We start from the raw sequence: 16,755 nt of genomic DNA on the forward strand, positions 1-16,755 counted from the left end.
CAGCGGATATGCAGGATTACGTCTTCACCCTGGAATGCGACGAACGGCCGGGAATTCTCCATTCCGTCACCGGCGCCCTCCTCACTCACGGGGGTGACATCAAGGAACTCAAGCAGTTCGACGATCAGTACACACAACGCCTGTTCCTGCGCATCGACTTCAGCGTCGAGGAGGGATCGAACGTTGCGATCGATGGACTGCGCAGCGACTTCGAGGCCATCGGCACCGAGTTCGATGCGCGCTGGCAGATGTGGCCACAGGGGGAAAAGCGTCGGGTCCTCATCATGGTCTCGAAGTTCGAACACTGCCTCAACGACCTGCTCTTCCGCGCCCAGATCGGCGAACTGCCCATCGAGATCGCGGCCGTGGTGTCCAACCATCCCGACCACCGCGAGCTCGTCGAATGGCACCACATCCCGTTCTTCCGCATTCCGGTGACCAAGGAGACGAAGCCCGAGGCTGAGGCGAAGCTGCTCGAACTCATCGACCGCTTCGAAATCGGCCTCGTCGTCCTCGCCCGCTACATGCAGGTCCTCTCCGACGACCTGGCCCGCGAGCTGACAGGCAAGGCCATCAACATCCACCACTCGTTCCTGCCCTCGTTCAAGGGTGCCAAGCCCTACCACCAGGCCTGGGAGCGGGGAGTCAAGACCGTCGGAGCGACCGCGCACTTCGTCGACAGTGAACTCGACGAGGGGCCGATCATCGCCCAGCAGCTCGTCGAGGTCGACCACTCCTTCGGCCCCAGGGACCTTGTTGCGGCCGGTCGTGACGCCGAATGCAAGGCCCTGTCCAACGCCGTGAAATGGCACTGCGACGGCCGCGTATTCCTGTCAGGGAAGCGCACCGTCGTCCTGCGCTGAGTCTTCGGGGCTGAGGCGCCGCGGCGCGGTCGCCGCGGCGCTGCATCATCGAGAGGACCACTTAGCGTCGAGAGGACCAGGTATAGCAGGATCTCTCGACGCTAAGTGGTCCGCTCGGCGCCGGCCAGCACGGTCCGCTCGACGCTGGACAGGGTGATGAGCCCACGGTGGGCGACTCGTCGGAGGCGGGCATGTTCTCCACGGTGCCGCAGTGCCACGCGCGTATTCGCTGGTGGGACGGCTGCCTAACGGACCTATGCACCTAGGGGGCCAGTTCAGCTCCTCTCTGCCACGACGTTGAAGGTGTCCATCTTCGCGTCCTGGGCTCCTCGCACATAGCCCGAGGGTGCGGCCGCGGTCATGCGGAGGAAATCGACCACCTCGGCGCTGAGCACCTCGCCGGGCAGAACATTGGGCACGCCGGGCGGATACGCGGCCAGGGCATCGGCGGAGACCCGGCCGACCGCCTCGGCGAAGGGAACGGTCTGCGGCGCCGCGAAGTAGGCGTCGCTGATCTCCAGACGCTTCTCGCAGCTGCCGGGCAGAACGATGGGACGCTCAGGCTCGGACTCGGATCGCGGCAGTGCCTGCAGGGCCGTCCAGAAGCGATCGACATCGACAGGCGAGGTCGCGCCGATGAGCAGCAGCAGGGCCGAGGGTGTCGCGAGCTCGCAGTAGATCCGGTGGTCCCGGATGAGCTGGTACTGGGCATCGGCGCCGGTGATTCCGGCACCACGGGTATCGATGACGACCTTGAACGGATCGTTGGTGATCGCATCGTGACCGCCGAGGATGTCGGGAGTCGCGTCGCGGAAACGGGAGTCGGTCTGAACTCGGGCTCGAATCTCCTCGGCGGTGGCAAGGGCTTCGTCGATCGCCTCCGGGTGGGTGGCGAGGTGGCGGCGAGCCTCGTCGAGGGATGACAGGAGGATGGCACTGGACGAGGTCGATTGGTAGGACTTCACGACCCGGTCGACCAGGGTTTCGATGCGCCGTGCCTGCCGGCCGTGGCCCAGGTGGATCATCGCGGACTGCGCCAAAGACCCGGCGCCCTTGTGGGTGCTGGAGATGACGAGGTCGGCGCCCAGACGGACCGCGTTGACGGGCAGCCTCGGGTGCATACCGAAGTGGGATCCCCAGGCCTCATCGACGATGAGGGGAACATCGTGGCGATGTGCCACCTCGGCGATCGCGGCGATATCGGCCACAGCACCGAAGTAGCTGGGGGAGACGAGGTAGACAGCGGCCGATTCCGGGTGCTCGCTCAGGGCGTATTCGACCTGGGCCGGTGTCACACCGTGGGAGGAGCCGAGGCCGGGGTCGACCCGGCCGTGGATGAAGTGCGGTCGCAGTTCGGCGTGGGTGACGCCGTCGATGACGGAGGAGTGGACGCTGCGCTGGAGGACGAATTCGCGTCCCAAGCCGCGCACGACGGTCGTCGCGATGTGGTTGCCGCCGGAAGCGCCGTTGGTGATGAACCAGGTCCGTGCTGCGCCCCAGGCCTCGGCGGCGAGCTGCTGGGCGGCCATGATCGGAGTCACCCGTTCGTGATTGATCATGCGCCAGTTCTCCTGGTCGACGCCGCTGAAGAGCATGGGGAAGTCGATGCCCATGCCGGCCTCGCCGACGATTTCGGCCAGTCCCGGCGCATGGTCGCGGCTGCCCTGATGGGCGGGCACGTGCAGGCGCTGCCAGTCCTCGGCGGCCAGGCAGCGCAGCGCCTCGGCATACGGAGCGGTGTGCTGGCGAGGATCGACGGCGGTGGCGATCTGTGCTGTGGCGTTTGCTGGGGCGGCCGCTGTGTCCGTGACGGAGGCAGCCGCGGTGTCGGGGTGCAGATGAGTTTCGGCGAGCATGACTCCCACACTAGGGATCAAAACTTGCCTACGATATAGCAAGAAACCATTCACGGTGTCATAGTGTCTATGTCATGATGAATCTGCAGCAGTTCCGGGTGCTCCTGGCCATCAGGGACGAGGGAAGCCTCAACCGTGCCGCCGAGGTGCTCGAGCACGGGGTCCCGACCGTGACACATCACCTGCGCAGCCTCGAATCCCATCTGCGGGTCAAGCTCGTTGACCGATCGCGGAATGGAACCCGACTGACGCCCTTGGGCGAGTCCTTCGCCGAGGAACTCGAACCGGTGCTGGCGCGCATCGACCGGGCCGAGCAGCTCGTGACCGCCCAACGCGATGCCGGGGTGGTGTCCCTGCGCGTCGGCTCGTTCTCCTCGATCGGCTCACGTCTGCTTCCGGCTGCTATCGCGGAACTCCAGCACCGGACATCCGTGCGCGTCGAGGTCGTCGAAGCTGAACCCAGCGAAGTGGTGCGGATGCTGCACAGCGGCGAGGTCCACGCGGGCCTCATCTACGACATCCCGGAACTGCCCGAGTTCGCGGGCCCCGAGCTGCGGCTGCGCACCCTCCTCGACGAGCCGTACCGGGTCATGGTCGCCAGCGACGGGGAACTGGCGACGCACGAGGTCCTCGACTTCGCCACGATGGGCGACGTCGACTGGGTGTGCAGCCGGAACGAATCGGAAGCCTCGGTGCGGGTACTGCGGCGTATCTCCCGTGGCCTCGGCTATGAACTGCGCGAGCTCATGCGCAGCGACGACCTCTACATGATCCACGGGCTCGTGGCCGAGGGTCTCGGGTGTGCCCTGACCACCGAGGTGGCCGTGGACACGGACTTCGACGTCGTCCTCCGACCCGCCAAACAGGACCTGGGCCAACGCCGGGTGTCCTTCGTGACCCGGCCGGGACCGAATCCGGCTGCGGTGGGTTGGCTGGGCGAAATCCTCGGGTCGGTGGCGGCGAGACTCGAGGCCGCCTCGGCGGGGTGATCAGAGGAGGCACCCCAGGTTCAGCCAGCAGTGTACCTCGGCTCTGCGATCGGGCGCGGACGTGGCTCAGGGCTCGGACTGGGTGCTCAGTGCTTCGGCGATGGCATTGGCCTCCCGGCGCAGCAGCGCAACGAGGCGTTCGACGCGGGGACCGGTGACGCGATCGGCGATGCTCGCGATGGACAGCGCTGCGCGGGGGCGGCTGCCGCGAATCTTCAGCGGAACGCCCACCGCCCAGGATCCCTGGGCGAAGAGGCCGGGATTGTGGACGAAGCCATCGACTCGAGCCCGGTCGATGATGTCGCGCAGCGCGGTGACGGAGACCTTGGGATACCGTTCGGTGAAGATCTGAGCATTGGCGTCGAACTGCGCATCCACCTCGGAGGGGGAGAGCTCGGAGAGGATTGCCAGGCTGCCGGCGCCGATTCCCAACGGGTGGCGATCGCCCACGGACAGGGCGTTGTTGAGGATCTCGCCGAAGCCCTCCTCGCGACGCGCGCAGATCGAATGGTTGCCGGTGCGCAGGGTCAGGAAGGCGGTGTCCTGGCTCAGCTCGGCCAGGCGCAGCAGGCTCGACTCCGACTCTGTGACCAGGGGGTCGACGGACTTCTGGGCGAGCTGACCGAGGATCTGCGACTGCACGCCGAGGCGGTAGCCGCCTTCGTCGAGGCGTTCGACATAGCCCATGGCGATCAGGGCCTGGAGCATGCGATGGACACTGGCCTTGGGCCGCCCGCTGATCGAAGCGACTTCGGACAGGCTGGCACCGCTGCCGCGCTCGCCGGCGATGAGGCCAACGAGATTGAGCAGGGACAATGCCCGCTGGATGCTCTGGGCGCCGGTGCCGGGCTCCAAGTCGTCGACGGCGTGGGCGACGTTGAATGACGCCGATCGACGCAGGATCTTCCCGCGCATCTTGATGCGGTGTTCGTCATGGGGGTCGGCGCCGTTGTGCATGTCTCCATTATGGTCGTCGCGATCGAATAAGGGCGGTCCAGTGGGTGTCGCTCTACCCGGACGATGCCCGAGGCGATCCATGATGTGAAACAGGACTCGGCGCCCCACGAGGCGGCGCCGGTGCCCAGCCTCCTAGACTCGGATCGGTCCCCTGCTCACTGTGGGCGGACCGGCGAACTCAATCTGGGCGAACACAATCTGATGGTGACGGGGACGAACTGGCGATGACAGGCACGAAAGCAGGCGACGTGGATACGACGGTTCTCAATCTCAATGATGTGACATTCCGACGCGGGGAGACGCAGATCCTCCACGGCATCGACCTGAGCATCGGCCGCGGCGAGCACTGGGTCCTCATCGGCCCCAACGGTGCGGGGAAGTCGACGATACTCAGCTTCGCCTCGGCGCAGGTCTTTCCCACGTCAGGCACTGTCGACATCCTCGGGCAGCGCATGGGCCGGGTCGAACTCCAGGCCCTGCGCCGCCACATCGGGCACGTGAATCCACGCCATCCGCTGCGCTCGAACCTGAGTGTGCGCGAGGTCGTCCTCACCGGACTGACCGGCACGATCGAGCGCCCCTTCCGTTGGGAGCCCAGCCCGGAGAAGATTGCCAAGGCCGAGGGCCTCATCGCCGAGGTGGGACTGAGTTCCCGCGCGGATGCCGGGTGGAAGATCCTGTCGCAGGGGGAGCGGGGCCGGGCACTGGTGGCCCGAGCGCTCATCGCCGATCCGCAGCTCCTCCTCTTCGACGAACCGACCACCGGCCTCGACGTCGCCGCGCGTGAGCAGCTGCTCGAGACGATCGATTCGCTGTCGGTGACCTCCCCTGAGCTGACGACTTTGCTGGTCACGCACCATCTCGAGGAGATCCCGGAGTCCACCTCCCACGCTATGCTCATCTCCCACGGCCAGCTCACCGCGGCGGGTGACATCGCCGAGGTGCTCACCACCGACGAAGTCAGTGCGGCCTTCGAGCACCCGATCGATGTCGGTTTCGCCGACGGGCGCTTCTCGGCACGTGCGATCCGGCAGCGGCAGGCTGCCGTGGTCTAGTTGTACTTCCTCGACACGTTGTGAACGGTAGTTGAAATAGAGCGAAGACCTCCGATATCGATATGGGTAACCACACTCATGATCGAGTCCCGGAGGTCTTCATGACGCACCGATGACCATCGAGGGTAGATGCCGCCTGGTCGTCCTCGCCATCAACGACGGGTGGTCCCAGCGCTGAGTCGCCGAACGATTCCAAGTCTCGCCAGCAACCGTATCCAGATGGGTGCGTAGACACCGCGCCGGAAGCGATCTCGACGATCTGACCCCACCGCAGCCCCACACGACTGTCTGTCAAACGGGAAATACGCATCCTGGCGCTGAGGATCAACCAGCGGTGGGGTCCGCACCGGATCGGCTATCACTTTCGTATTCCTCGCTCGACTGTTGGTCGAGTCCTCAACTGGTTCCGAATGCCGCTCTTGGCTCACGTCGATCAGATGACAGGACTGCCAGTACGGAAACCGGTCCCAGCCCGTTACGGGGTCGAGCTGCCCGAGCCGGAGCCACAGGAATGCGTGGCTACCGGTTCCTCCAGCATGCTGTCGATGACTATTCGAGAGTCGCCTACTCCGAGATCCTTGATGGTGAGCGCAAGGATATCCGGGCACGGCGTCGTCCCATTCGGCCCAGGTCCGGATCGGGATCTGAGACTTCAGCAGCGACCCGGGTTTCGTATGGGACCGGCCCCGGGGCAGCATCCTCTTACGTTCATTCGCGAGTTTCCGGTCGATCGTGGCCGCGCTCATCGACGTGATCAGGTCGGCTTGGGCATCGGTGAGGGTGAGTTCCTTGTCGCGTCTGAGCATCGGGACCAGGGTCGGCAGCATCGCGGCCATGAAGTTTGCCAGCTGGTGCCCTAAGGATGGCCCAGCAGGTGATCAAGGCCGGCAACAGGTCGGGAGTGTAGATCGGAGCCCGCCCGGGTCGGGGTTTGATGACTTTGGGTTTCAGGGCTTGACGTAGCGCGGTGCGGGCGTAGCGCGGTGGAAACCGGTGAGATCGACGAGTTCGTCAAGGATCCTGGTTTTGTCGGCCCGGTTGGCGTTTTTGTAGGCGAGGGCTTTCTTCTTCGTCACGGCTTGTCGTTGCTTCATTGTCAACTCCATGAAAATCAGGCGTACTCGTCATTGGAGCCTGTGTGCTGGTGCCGCTCCGGTGGCGGAGGTTTGCTATGAGTCAACGCGCGTCATTGCGCGCGTTCTCTGAGCGGCTTAGTCTTGAAGCATGAAGATGAGTACCGTATGGAGCATCATTGGCGCGATCATTGCCATCATCATCGCATGGTGGGTGGTCAACGTCGCGTTCTCGATCGCCTGGTTCCTCGTCAAGGCGATCATCGCAGTGGTCGTCGCGGCCGTGATCTTCACCCTCATCAAACAGGCCTTCAAGTCCAAAGACCGCCAGAAACAGCGCTAGAGGCTCGTAGCTCGCGCCGGAGACTCGCCGCTGCTGTCCTTCCTCCTGCGCGAATTTCCCCAGCTCTGCGCTATTTCGCGTGAGTGACCCCAATGCCTCATTTTGCGGACGAGAACCCTGTCTGCAAACAGGCCGCTCGTCCGCAGACCGGGGTGCACATGTCCGCAGATCACGTGAGTCAGAGATCGCCGAGGCTGGTGTTCGCCCCGCACAAGACGACGCAGACCTTCTCGCCGTCCGAGGGCACGTAGACACCTGAATCGCTGGACCCATGGATGCCGGCCAGCGCGGTGGCCGCCGCATGCTCGACAGCCAGTCGGTGCTCGCCCCACAGGTGACGTCGCGCGGAGACGATCTGCTCATCATCGACGAGCACCGAAGTGACCAGGTCATTCTGCGCAGCGGACACAGCCAAGGGCGTGGCGCGGCGAGCACCCAGAGAATCCGCGGCCACCGAATCGACTGGGACGTCGACGGGCTCGCCGGCCTCCAACGCCGCGTTCAGTGCCCGACAGTTCTTCGGTTCCACCGCGACCGTGCGCACCCCGTGGAACGTCGCGGCCGTGGCCACACCGGCGAACAGGCCACCGCCGCCCACGGAGACGACGATGGTGTCGAGGTCGGGGATCTGCGAGAGAATCTCGGTCATCATCGTCCCGGCACCGGCGGCGATGAGCGGATGATCATAGGCGTGCGAGGCCAGGGCCCCCGAGGACTTGACGAACTGCTGGCAGGCCAGCGCCGCCTCGGCGTATTCCGAACCGATCAGACGCACCTCGGCACCGTAGCCGCGCAGGCGCTCGACCTTGACGGCCGGGGCATTGGCAGGCAGGAACACGGTCGCCGGAACATCGGCGTCCCGGGCAGCCCAGGCACAGGCCAGGCCCGCATTCCCACCCGATGCGATCGTCACCCCGGCCTCGGGAAAGGTGCCCTCGGCCAGATGAGCCTGGATGAAGTTCTGCGCGCCGCGGGCTTTGAACGTGCCCGTGTACTGCATGAACTCGAGGGCGAAGTGGACACCCGAACCGGCCGGATCGTCAGCCGGTGATGCACTCCATGTCGCGGCCGTCGGAGTCGGAGCCTCGGGGCGGTTCCCGGGCTGCGCCGAGGCCACTGTCACCGGGCGTACCCGACCGGCGATCCGTGCGGCGGCCGCTTCGATATCGGGATAGGACAACTCTGCCACTGGTGCCTCCTCGGGCGCTTGCGTTGGTTGTTCTACAGCTTAAACCCCCGAGCTCAGGCCCGGGGGTCCTCAGCCCTCGGGCCGCAGCGCAAGCCTCAGCTCGTGTGCTTGGCGACGCCCAGCGGCACACCCTTGGGTTCCTTGACCAGGCTGACGGCGATGAGTGAGATGACGCAGACGATAATCATGTAGACGGCGATCGACAGCGATGATCCGGTGCGCGCTAGCAGGGTCTCGGCGATCGTCGGGGCGAAGGCGCCGCCGAGGATCGCGCCCAGGGCGTAGCCGATCGACACCCCCGAGTAGCGGACCTGCGGCGGGAACATCTCTGCATACATCGCCGACATCGGGCCGTAGGACAGGCCCATGCCGAGGGTGAGGACGAAGATGCCGATGCCGTACATCCAAATGCTGCCGCTGTCGATCATGAGGAACGTCGGGACCAGCCACACGATGAGGAGGATGTAGCCGATCTGGAAGGTCCGCACGCGCCCCAGCTTGTCCGACAGCGCCCCACCCCACATCGTGAAGACCAGCCAGCCGAAGCTTGCCAATGTCGTGGCCAACAGCACGGGAGCCCGGTCGAGACCGACCATGCCGCCCTGCTCGATGGGCATGGAGGCGTAGGCGGCGAAGAACGCGATGATCATGTAGCCCACGGCGTTGTTGCCGATGAAGATCAGAGCGGAGAGGACGACTTCCTTCGTGTTCTTCTTGAACAGTGTCGACAGCGGAGCCGAGGACTCCGCCTTGCGTTCGGCGAGTTCGGCGAAGATCGGGCTCTCCTCGACCTGGCGGCGAATGTAGTAGCCGATGAGAACGAGGACTACGGAGAACAGGAACGGAATCCTCCATCCGAAGCTTGCGAACTGTTCGGGGCTGAGGATCGTGGTCAGGATCCAGATCACGCCGGTGGCGAGGATCATCCCGACCGGCACGCCGATCTGCGGGTAGGCGCCGAAGAGCCCGCGTTTGTTCACCGGCGCGTGTTCGACCGAGAGCAGTGCGGCACCGCCCCATTCGCCGCCGGCGGAGAAGCCCTGCAGGATCCGCAGGAGCGTGAGCAGGATGGGGGCTCCCACACCGATGGCCGCATAGTTGGGCAGGAGTCCGATGAGCGAGGTCGCGGCACCCATGAGGACGAGCGTGAGGACCAGCATCTTCTTGCGTCCGATGCGATCGCCGAGGTGGCCGGCGATGATCGCGCCCAGTGGCCTGAACAGGAATGAGATTCCCAGAGAGGCCCAGGCCATGATCTGGCCCAGTGCCGGATTGTCGGAGGCCAGGGGGCCGAAGTACTGGGCCGAGAGGATGAGGCCGGCGGCCTGGGCATAGATGAAGAAGTCGTACCACTCGATCGTGGTGCCGACGAGGGTTCCGGCCAGAACCCTGCGCTCCTCGCGCGTGATCGAGGTCGGTGCTGCCGCTGCGGGCGAAGCTGAAGACATGAGAGAACTTTCCCTGGGTGATGTGCTGCGGGGCGGCGGTCCTCGACCCTGAGTGATCGTCGACGCTTCCGCGCAAGTGACTGAATGGTCAGTAATTACCGTAAATCGTAATGCACGTGGTGATCGGTGTCACGTTGCAGGTGGGTGACTTGCCGCGTCGGGCGAGGCGGCCCGAAAAGTTCGGCACGCTGCGCCCGCCGGGTCCTGACTCCCGTCCTTCCGGAAGAGACGCGGTGCACGACGGTTCGAATGCCACACCTGCAATGACAATAACCGACCAATTGGTTAGTATTAATTGCAGGAATCGGCAGCGGTGCCGAAGATGGCCGCCGTGCACCGGAGACATCGTTGAACAGGGAGAGCAGACATGACCGAAATTCTCAGTTCGTATGTGGCAGGCGACTGGCACACCCCCGGCGGGAGCCCCGACAGTGCCCGAGTTGTCCACGACGCCACCAACGGGCAGGTTCTCCACCACGTCTCCTCAGCCGGCATCGACTTCGCAGCCGTCAATGAGCATGCCCGCAGCACCGGCATCTCCGAACTGCAGAAGCTGACCTTCCACCAGCGCGGTGTGATCCTCAAGAAGCTCGGCGCCTACCTTATGGAACGGGCCAAGGACTACCACGAGATCTCGTTTTCCACCGGCACGACCAAGCGCGACGGGTTCGTCGACATCGAAGGCGGCATCGGCACCCTCTTCGCCTATTCCGGCGTCGCCCGTCGACAGATGCCCAACTCCACGGTCCATCTCGACGGCGGGGTCGAGCGCCTGTCGAAGAACGGCACCTTCGTCGGCCGCCACATCCTGACCTCCCGACAGGGTCTGGCAGTCCAGATCAACGCCTTCAACTTCCCTGTCTGGGGCATGCTCGAGAAGTTCGGCCCCATGTTCGTCGCCGGTATCCCCGTCGTCGTCAAACCCGCCACCGACACCGCCCACCTGACCAGCGCCGTGGTTGCCGACATGATCGAATCCGGGTTGCTGCCGGCCGGTGCCATCCAGCTCATCAGCGGCGACGTGACTCCAATGTTCGACCATCTGGCCGAACAGGATGCGATTGCCTTCACCGGTTCCGCGGCCACGGCGAAGCACCTCGGCGGCCTGGAATGCGTGCGTGATCGCGGCACGCGCTTCTTCGCCGAGGCTGACTCGCTGAACTTCTCCCTGCTGGGCCCCGATGCCGGGCCGGGCACCGAGGAATTCGACCTCTTCGTCTCCGGCGTCGTCGCCGAGATGACCGTCAAGGCCGGGCAGAAGTGCACGGCGATCCGTCGCACATTCGTCCCCGAAGAGCACAGAGAAGCCGTCGCCGAGGCACTCGTCGCCAAGCTCGCGACTCAAGGCGTCGGTGACCCCCGTGAGAAGTCCACCCGGCTGGGACCGGTCGTATCGGACAAACAGCGCGATGACGTCCTCGACGCCATCGATGAGATCACCTCGGCGGGGGCCCACGTCCTCACCGGCGGTCGCGAAGCCTCCGATGAACTGGCGAAGAACCTCGGCGGAGCCTATGTCGCTGCCACGGTCCTCCAGGCCGACGATCCGTGGGTCGACGCGGTCCACGACATCGAGGCCTTCGGGCCGGTGACCTCGCTGATCTCCTATTCCTCCACCGAAGAAGCTGTTCGTCTGGCCGCTCGCGGGCGCGGATCGCTGGTCGGCTCGGTCGTCACCCACGATGCCGGGTTCGCCACCGAATTCGTCCGCCAGGTCGCCCCCTGGCACGGACGCATCCTCGTCCTCGACCGCGACGACGCCGAAGAATCGACCGGGCACGGTTCGCCCCTGCCCACCCTCATCCATGGCGGCCCGGGACGCGCCGGCGGCGGCGAGGAGTTGGGCGGACTGCGCGGCATCACACACTTCATGCAGCGCACCGCGATCCAGGCCTCCCCGGACATGCTCACTGCCATCGGCGGAGAATGGGTCGCCGGTGCCGAACGCCGGACGGGCCAGCATCCATTCACGAAGACCCTGGCCGATCTGCGCCTCGGCGATGCCCTCGAATCCGAGTGGCGCACCGTCAGCCTCGAGGACATCTCGCACTTCGCGGAATTCACGGGAGATACCTTCTATGCCCACACCGACGAGGAGGCGGCGGCCGCGAACCCGTTCTTCCCGGGACGCGTGGCACATGGCTACCTCATCGTGTCCTTCGCCGCAGGGCTCTTCGTCCAGCCGGACCCCGGCCCGGTGCTCGCGAACTACGGGCTCGAGGGACTGACCTTCATTACACCCGTCTCACCAGGGGATTCGCTCAAGGTGACCCTGACCGCGAAGTGCATCACACCGCGTGAGACCGACGAGTACGGCGAGGTTCGCTGGGACGCGGCAGTCGTTAACCAGAACGACGAGCCCGTCGCGAACTACGACGTGCTCACACTTGTCGCCAAGGAGTAGGCGCACAGTCTTCAGCGATTGCTGTCAGAATCACCAACCGTTTGAGCTATGTCGGGATGCGGGTTGGCGCAGGTGCGCCCGGCGGGACGAGTGGCGCGGGGCCTCAGACCTCGAGGCCGCTGAAGGCCATCGAGGTCACTGCGTCGGCGATGGTCTCGGGCTCGACAGGGTAGCTGGGGCGATACCACTCGGTGATGGAGTTGACCATGCCGAAGAGCAGGCGGGTGACCAGGCCGGGTGTGAAGTCCGAGCGCAGGCCGCCCTCGGCGATCGCCTCGTCGACCAGGGCCCTGATCTTGTCATCGATCATGCGGCGCTGGGCGAGGGCTTCGCGTTCGACGTCTGAGTTTCCCCGCACTCGCAGCAGCAGCGTCACGGAGTGGTGGTATTCGATGAGGATGACAACACTGGCGTGCACGGCTGCCCGCAGGCGTTCGAGCGCGGTGAGGCCGGTGCGCTGGCGTTCGTCCTCGACCGCTGAGTCCAGAGCGCTGATGCCGCGGTTGATCGCTAAGTGCAGCAGCTCTTCCTTCGACTTCACGTGATGGTAGATCGCGGACTTCGTGATTCCGAGCTCGCGCGCCACAGTGTCCATGGACGTGCCGTCATAGCCGCGCGAGACGAAGACCTCGGTGGCCTTGTTGATCAGTGTCTCGCGGTCGTAGCCGGGCCGTCCGCGACGGGTGCGCTTGGGCTGTGCCGGTGCGCCCGCCTCGGCGCCCGCGTCCGGTTCGGACCCAACGCCCGCCTCGGCGCCCACGGCAGCATCGACACCTGACTCGAGGTCAGGTGTGGGCTCAAGTGAAGACGTTTTCGGCATGCGCACCAGTCTAACCAGCCCGCGGTACGCGCGCCGCGATCCCCGTCACAGCAGCGATCCGCTTCGCGGGCTCGCTCACCTGAGGCCCTCGCGGCGGTCGATGATGCGCTTGAGCTTGCCGACCGAGCGGGGCAGCTCACCGGGTTGGAGCACCGACACGGTCGACGAGACGCCCAGGCGCTGCTTGATCCGAGACGCGACCTGGCCATTCAGCCCGTCGAGTTCGACAGCGCCCACGCCTTCGCGGCACTCGACCTCGACGGTGACTTCGTCCATGCGACCGGGACGAGTGAGCACCAGCTGGAAGTGGGGGCTTAAGTGTTCGAACTCGAAGAGCACGGACTCGACGTTGGCCGGGTAGACGTTGACGCCGCGGATGATCATGAGGTCGTCGGACCGGCCGGTGATGCGCGAGATGCGGCGGAAGTTTGGGCTCGCAGTGCCGGGCAGAAGGCTCGCCAGATCATGTGTGCGGTAGCGGATGATCGGCAGCGCCTCCTTCGTCAGCGAAGTGAAGACAAGTTCGCCCTCCTCGCCGTCGGGCAGGGCCTCGCCGGTGTAGGGGTCGACGATCTCCGGGTAGAAGTGATCCTCCCAGATGGTCGGGCCGTCCTTGGTCTCTGCGGATTCGCAGGCCACACCAGGGCCCATGACTTCGGACAGGCCGTAGATGTCGACGGCATTGATGCTGAAGGACTTCTCGATCTCCTTGCGCATCTCGTCCGTCCACGGCTCGGCGCCGCAGATCGCGGTCTTCAGACTCGTCGTCGTGGGGTCGACGCCCTGCCTGCGGAACTCGTCGAGGATGGTCAGCAGATAGGTCGGCGTGGCCGTGATGATGTCGGGCTTGAAGTCCTGGATCAGCTGCACCTGCCGCTGAGTCTGCCCACCGGAGACCGGGATGACTGTGAACCCGTGCCGCTCCGCACCGTGGACGCCCAGACCGCCGGTGAACAGCCCGTAGCCGTAGGCGTTGTGCATCATCTGACCACGTTTTCCGCCTGCGCCGAGGATTGAGCGTGCGATGAGGCTGCCCCACTTGTCGAGGTCGCCCAGCGTATAGCCCACGACGGTCGGCAGTCCGGTCGTGCCCGAGGACGCGTGGACACGAGCGACCTCTTCACGCGGAACGGCGAACATCCCGAACGGATAGTTGTCGCGCAGGTCCTGTTTGTTCGTAAATGGCAGCTTCGCGATGTCGTCAAGGCTGGTGATGTCGGCAGGGGTCACGCCGAGCTCGTCGAACGCCTGCCGATAGAACGGCACCTTCTCATAGACCTTCGTGACCGTGGACTGGAGGTTGGCGAGCTGGTCGGCACGCAGCTCATCGAGGCTCATGCGCTGGCCGGCGTCGAGATCATTGGCAGTCATCGTTGTCTCCTTGGTCAATCCTGGTGTGCTTCGCAGTTCGTGAGGCGCCGAGGCGGGGCGTCGTGTCAGGGGCCGCCGGGTGGGGTATCCCTGAGTTCAGGTCAGGGTGAGGTCGTCGTCGGCTTCGGCGGTGGCAGGGTGCGGGAGCGGCCGCGATAGACCGCGATGATCTCGTCACCGCGTCTGACTTCGACGTCGTAGACGCCGGAACGGCCCTGCTTGACGACTTCGCGACCGTGAGCGATAAGGTGATCGCCCATGAAGGTGGGCTTGAGGAAGTCGATGTCTCCGCCGGAGGCGACTGTGATCGAACCCGGATAGTTGCAGGCCATCGCGAAGGTGGTGTCGGCGAAGAGGAAGACATAGCCGCCGTGGGTGATGTCGTGGCCGTTGGTCATTATCTCGGTGATCGTCATCGAACACTGCGCCCAGCCGGGGCCGTGATCGTCGACGGTGATGCCCAGATGCTGGGAGGCGCGATCGTTGGCGAACATCGCCGCGGCGCCGGCCGGCTCCTCGCCTTCGTCGCCGTGGACTGTCGCTGTCGCCTCGTGGCTGGGTTCTCCCATGTCAGGCTCCTCCTCGAGTCGCTGGTTGATGGCACTCTCAGCCGCTGAGACTGCACGTGAATGATGGGGATCGATTCCTCGCGGAACCCAGCAGGAGTGCCCTGGAGCGACGTCGGAGAATAAACGACCATCTGGTCAATAAATATCGTTGTGATCGGCGTCTCTGTCAAGTCGGACGAGCTAAAAGGCTGAAACATGCAAGCTTGAACCTCGCGGCAACGGTCCCACGCCGAGGCTTCTGTGCGTGCACCGCCGGCTCGGAGCTCCACCGTTGTGTCGAGGGAAGCGCCGACGCGGCGCCCTTGTTTCGAGGGAATTGCGCGCGCGCCGCCACTGCGGCCGCGGCGTTGCACCGCGGCGTGCGGTGTGCCACACTGATAGTGATCAATACAGAACAAATGGTCAGTAAATGGTTGTCCCGGGCTGGCGGTCATACGGTGCTCGAACAGGCGGTCCTACGATGGTCGAACCGAACGATCAGTGCAGAACGCGCGGTCCGCAGAAGGGCACATCCAAGGGTGGAGTGGTCATGACGACGCAAGTCAACGAAACAGAACTCGAGGCGCAGTTCGCCGACACGATCAGCCGTAAGGACCGGATCGAGCCGCGTGACTGGATGCCGGAGAAATACCGCAAGACTCTCGTGAGGCAGGTGGCCCAGCACGCCCACTCGGAGATCATCGGCATGCAGCCCGAGGGCAACTGGATCTCCCGTGCACCCTCGCTGCGTCGCAAAGCGATCCTGCTGGCCAAGGTCCAGGACGAGGCCGGTCACGGTCTCTACCTCTACTCGGCGGCCGAGACCCTGGGAGCCACGCGCGATGAGCTGACTGAGAAGCTCATCGCCGGTAAACAGAAGTACTCCTCGATCTTCAACTATCCGACGCTGTCCTACACCGATGTCGGCACGATCGGCTGGCTCGTCGACGGCGCCGCGATCTGCAATCAGGTGCCCCTGTGCCGGACCTCCTTCGGCCCCTACGGTCGCGCGATGATCCGCATCTGCAAGGAAGAGTCCTTCCACCAGCGTCAGGGCTACGAACTGCTGATGACGATGATGCGCGGGACCGAGGAGCAGCGGGCCTCGGTGCAGGAGTCGGTCAACCGCTTCTGGTGGCCATCGCTGATGATGTTCGGCCCGCCGGATGACGACTCGCCGAACACCGAGCAGTCGATGGAGTGGGGCATCAAGACCCACACGAATGACGAGCTGCGTCAGAAGTTCGTCGACATGTCCGTCCCGCAGGCCGAGGCCCTGGGCGTGACCTTCCCCGACGAGGGGCTGAAATGGAACGAGGAGCGCGGTCACTACGACTTCTCAACCCCGGATTGGGATGAATTCTGGGCCGTGGTCAAGGGCAACGGGCCCTGCAACGAACAGCGTGTTGCCCACCGCAAACGCGCATGGGACGAAGGAGCCTGGGTGCGCGAAGCAGCGCTCGCCTTCGCCGAGAACTCCGCCGCCGACACCGAGAACACCGCCGCCGAGGAGGCCGCGAAATGAGTGCAGAGACACAGACACCAGCGACTCGTGGCGAATGGCCCCTCTACGAAGTATTCGTACGCGGCAAGCGCGGACTCAACCACGTTCACGTCGGATCCCTGCACGCCGCCGATGACCAGATGGCGATCCACCATGCCCGCGACGTCTACACCCGCCGCAATGAGGGCGTGAGCCTGTGGGTCGTCCGCTCCTCGTCGATCACGGCCTCGAGTCCCGACGAGAAGGACCCCATGTTCGCCCCGGCAGGCGACAAGGTCTACCGCCATCCCACCTTCTATGACATCCCCGACGATGTCCCCCACATGTGAGGAGAC

Annotated in this window: 15 protein-coding genes and 1 pseudogene; 8 read left to right on the forward strand and 8 right to left on the reverse strand. The window is 65.0% G+C overall.

What is annotated here, in order from left to right; translation table 11 throughout:
* The first annotated feature begins 8 nt into the window (after positions 1–8).
* The gene (gene purU / locus AAFP32_RS00275) at positions 9–863 is read left to right on the forward strand and encodes a formyltetrahydrofolate deformylase (protein ID WP_350270117.1); all 855 of its coding nucleotides are present in this window, start codon (positions 9–11) and stop codon (positions 861–863) included.
* A 275-nt stretch (positions 864–1,138) separates the two neighbouring features.
* Here the strand turns inward: purU and AAFP32_RS00280 are convergent, their stop codons facing one another.
* Entirely contained in the window at positions 1,139–2,719 is a 1,581-nt protein-coding gene (locus AAFP32_RS00280; RefSeq protein ID WP_350270118.1) for an aminotransferase class I/II-fold pyridoxal phosphate-dependent enzyme, read from the reverse strand.
* A gap of 74 nt (positions 2,720–2,793) precedes the next feature.
* Here AAFP32_RS00280 and AAFP32_RS00285 point away from each other — a divergent pair, with 74 nt between their 5' ends.
* Positions 2,794–3,708 carry a LysR family transcriptional regulator gene (locus AAFP32_RS00285; protein WP_350270119.1) on the forward strand — a complete coding sequence of 305 codons (915 nt, stop codon included), beginning with the start codon at positions 2,794–2,796 and terminating at the stop codon, positions 3,706–3,708.
* 66 nt (positions 3,709–3,774) lie between these two features.
* Here AAFP32_RS00285 and AAFP32_RS00290 read toward each other — a convergent pair whose 3' ends face one another.
* Entirely contained in the window at positions 3,775–4,665 is an 891-nt protein-coding gene (locus AAFP32_RS00290; protein ID WP_101642761.1) for an IclR family transcriptional regulator, read from the reverse strand.
* 224 nt (positions 4,666–4,889) lie between these two features.
* Between AAFP32_RS00290 and AAFP32_RS00295 the strand changes: the two genes are divergently transcribed.
* Both AAFP32_RS00295 and AAFP32_RS00300 read left to right on the forward strand, forming a co-directional pair.
* Positions 4,890–5,720: an ABC transporter ATP-binding protein gene (locus AAFP32_RS00295; RefSeq protein ID WP_350270120.1), complete on the forward strand. Its 831-nt coding sequence runs from the start codon at positions 4,890–4,892 to the stop codon at positions 5,718–5,720.
* 112 nt (positions 5,721–5,832) lie between these two features.
* Positions 5,833–6,179, forward strand: a pseudogene (locus AAFP32_RS00300) (helix-turn-helix domain-containing protein); the annotation flags it as partial.
* Positions 6,180–6,667: 488 nt separating this feature from the next.
* Here the strand turns inward: AAFP32_RS00300 and AAFP32_RS00305 are convergent.
* Entirely contained in the window at positions 6,668–6,814 is a 147-nt protein-coding gene (locus tag AAFP32_RS00305) for a hypothetical protein (protein ID WP_350270121.1), read from the reverse strand.
* A gap of 130 nt (positions 6,815–6,944) precedes the next feature.
* Here AAFP32_RS00305 and AAFP32_RS00310 point away from each other — a divergent pair, with 130 nt between their 5' ends.
* Positions 6,945–7,136 carry a hypothetical protein gene (locus tag AAFP32_RS00310; protein ID WP_101618999.1) on the forward strand — a complete coding sequence of 64 codons (192 nt, stop codon included), beginning with the start codon at positions 6,945–6,947 and terminating at the stop codon, positions 7,134–7,136.
* A gap of 178 nt (positions 7,137–7,314) precedes the next feature.
* Here AAFP32_RS00310 and AAFP32_RS00315 read toward each other — a convergent pair whose 3' ends face one another.
* A complete protein-coding gene (locus tag AAFP32_RS00315; RefSeq protein ID WP_350270122.1) occupies positions 7,315–8,325 on the reverse strand; it encodes a threonine/serine dehydratase in 1,011 nt (336 codons plus the stop codon).
* A gap of 95 nt (positions 8,326–8,420) precedes the next feature.
* On the reverse strand, positions 8,421–9,773 hold the full coding sequence (locus AAFP32_RS00320; RefSeq protein ID WP_350270123.1) for an MFS transporter: 1,353 nt from the start codon (positions 9,771–9,773) through the stop codon (positions 8,421–8,423).
* Between the two features lie 367 nt (positions 9,774–10,140).
* Between AAFP32_RS00320 and paaZ the strand changes: the two genes are divergently transcribed.
* A complete protein-coding gene (gene paaZ / locus AAFP32_RS00325) occupies positions 10,141–12,177 on the forward strand; it encodes a phenylacetic acid degradation bifunctional protein PaaZ (protein WP_350270124.1) in 2,037 nt (678 codons plus the stop codon).
* A 103-nt stretch (positions 12,178–12,280) separates the two neighbouring features.
* Here the strand turns inward: paaZ and AAFP32_RS00330 are convergent, their stop codons facing one another.
* The 3 genes from AAFP32_RS00330 to paaI all read right to left on the reverse strand — a co-directional run bounded on the left by AAFP32_RS00330 (position 12,281) and on the right by paaI (position 14,937).
* A complete protein-coding gene (locus AAFP32_RS00330) occupies positions 12,281–12,997 on the reverse strand; it encodes a TetR/AcrR family transcriptional regulator (protein ID WP_350270125.1) in 717 nt (238 codons plus the stop codon).
* A 75-nt stretch (positions 12,998–13,072) separates the two neighbouring features.
* Positions 13,073–14,368 (reverse strand): phenylacetate--CoA ligase PaaK, encoded by a 1,296-nt coding sequence (paaK, locus tag AAFP32_RS00335; protein WP_350270126.1) that lies wholly within the window; start codon positions 14,366–14,368, stop codon positions 13,073–13,075.
* 101 nt (positions 14,369–14,469) lie between these two features.
* Complete coding sequence (gene paaI / locus AAFP32_RS00340; RefSeq protein ID WP_101619003.1) at positions 14,470–14,937, reverse strand: hydroxyphenylacetyl-CoA thioesterase PaaI; 468 nt, start codon at positions 14,935–14,937, stop codon at positions 14,470–14,472.
* A 529-nt stretch (positions 14,938–15,466) separates the two neighbouring features.
* On the opposite strand from paaI, the gene paaA reads away from it, so the two are divergent.
* Positions 15,467–16,441: a 1,2-phenylacetyl-CoA epoxidase subunit PaaA gene (gene paaA / locus AAFP32_RS00345; RefSeq protein ID WP_101619226.1), complete on the forward strand. Its 975-nt coding sequence runs from the start codon at positions 15,467–15,469 to the stop codon at positions 16,439–16,441.
* Positions 16,438–16,749 (forward strand): 1,2-phenylacetyl-CoA epoxidase subunit PaaB, encoded by a 312-nt coding sequence (gene paaB, locus AAFP32_RS00350; RefSeq protein WP_101619004.1) that lies wholly within the window; start codon positions 16,438–16,440, stop codon positions 16,747–16,749. The genes paaA and paaB overlap by 4 nt, the downstream gene beginning before the upstream one ends.
* Positions 16,750–16,755: the final 6 nt, after the last annotated feature.

Source organism: Brevibacterium sp. CBA3109 (genome assembly GCF_040256645.1).
Classification (GTDB): domain Bacteria; phylum Actinomycetota; class Actinomycetes; order Actinomycetales; family Brevibacteriaceae; genus Brevibacterium; species Brevibacterium koreense.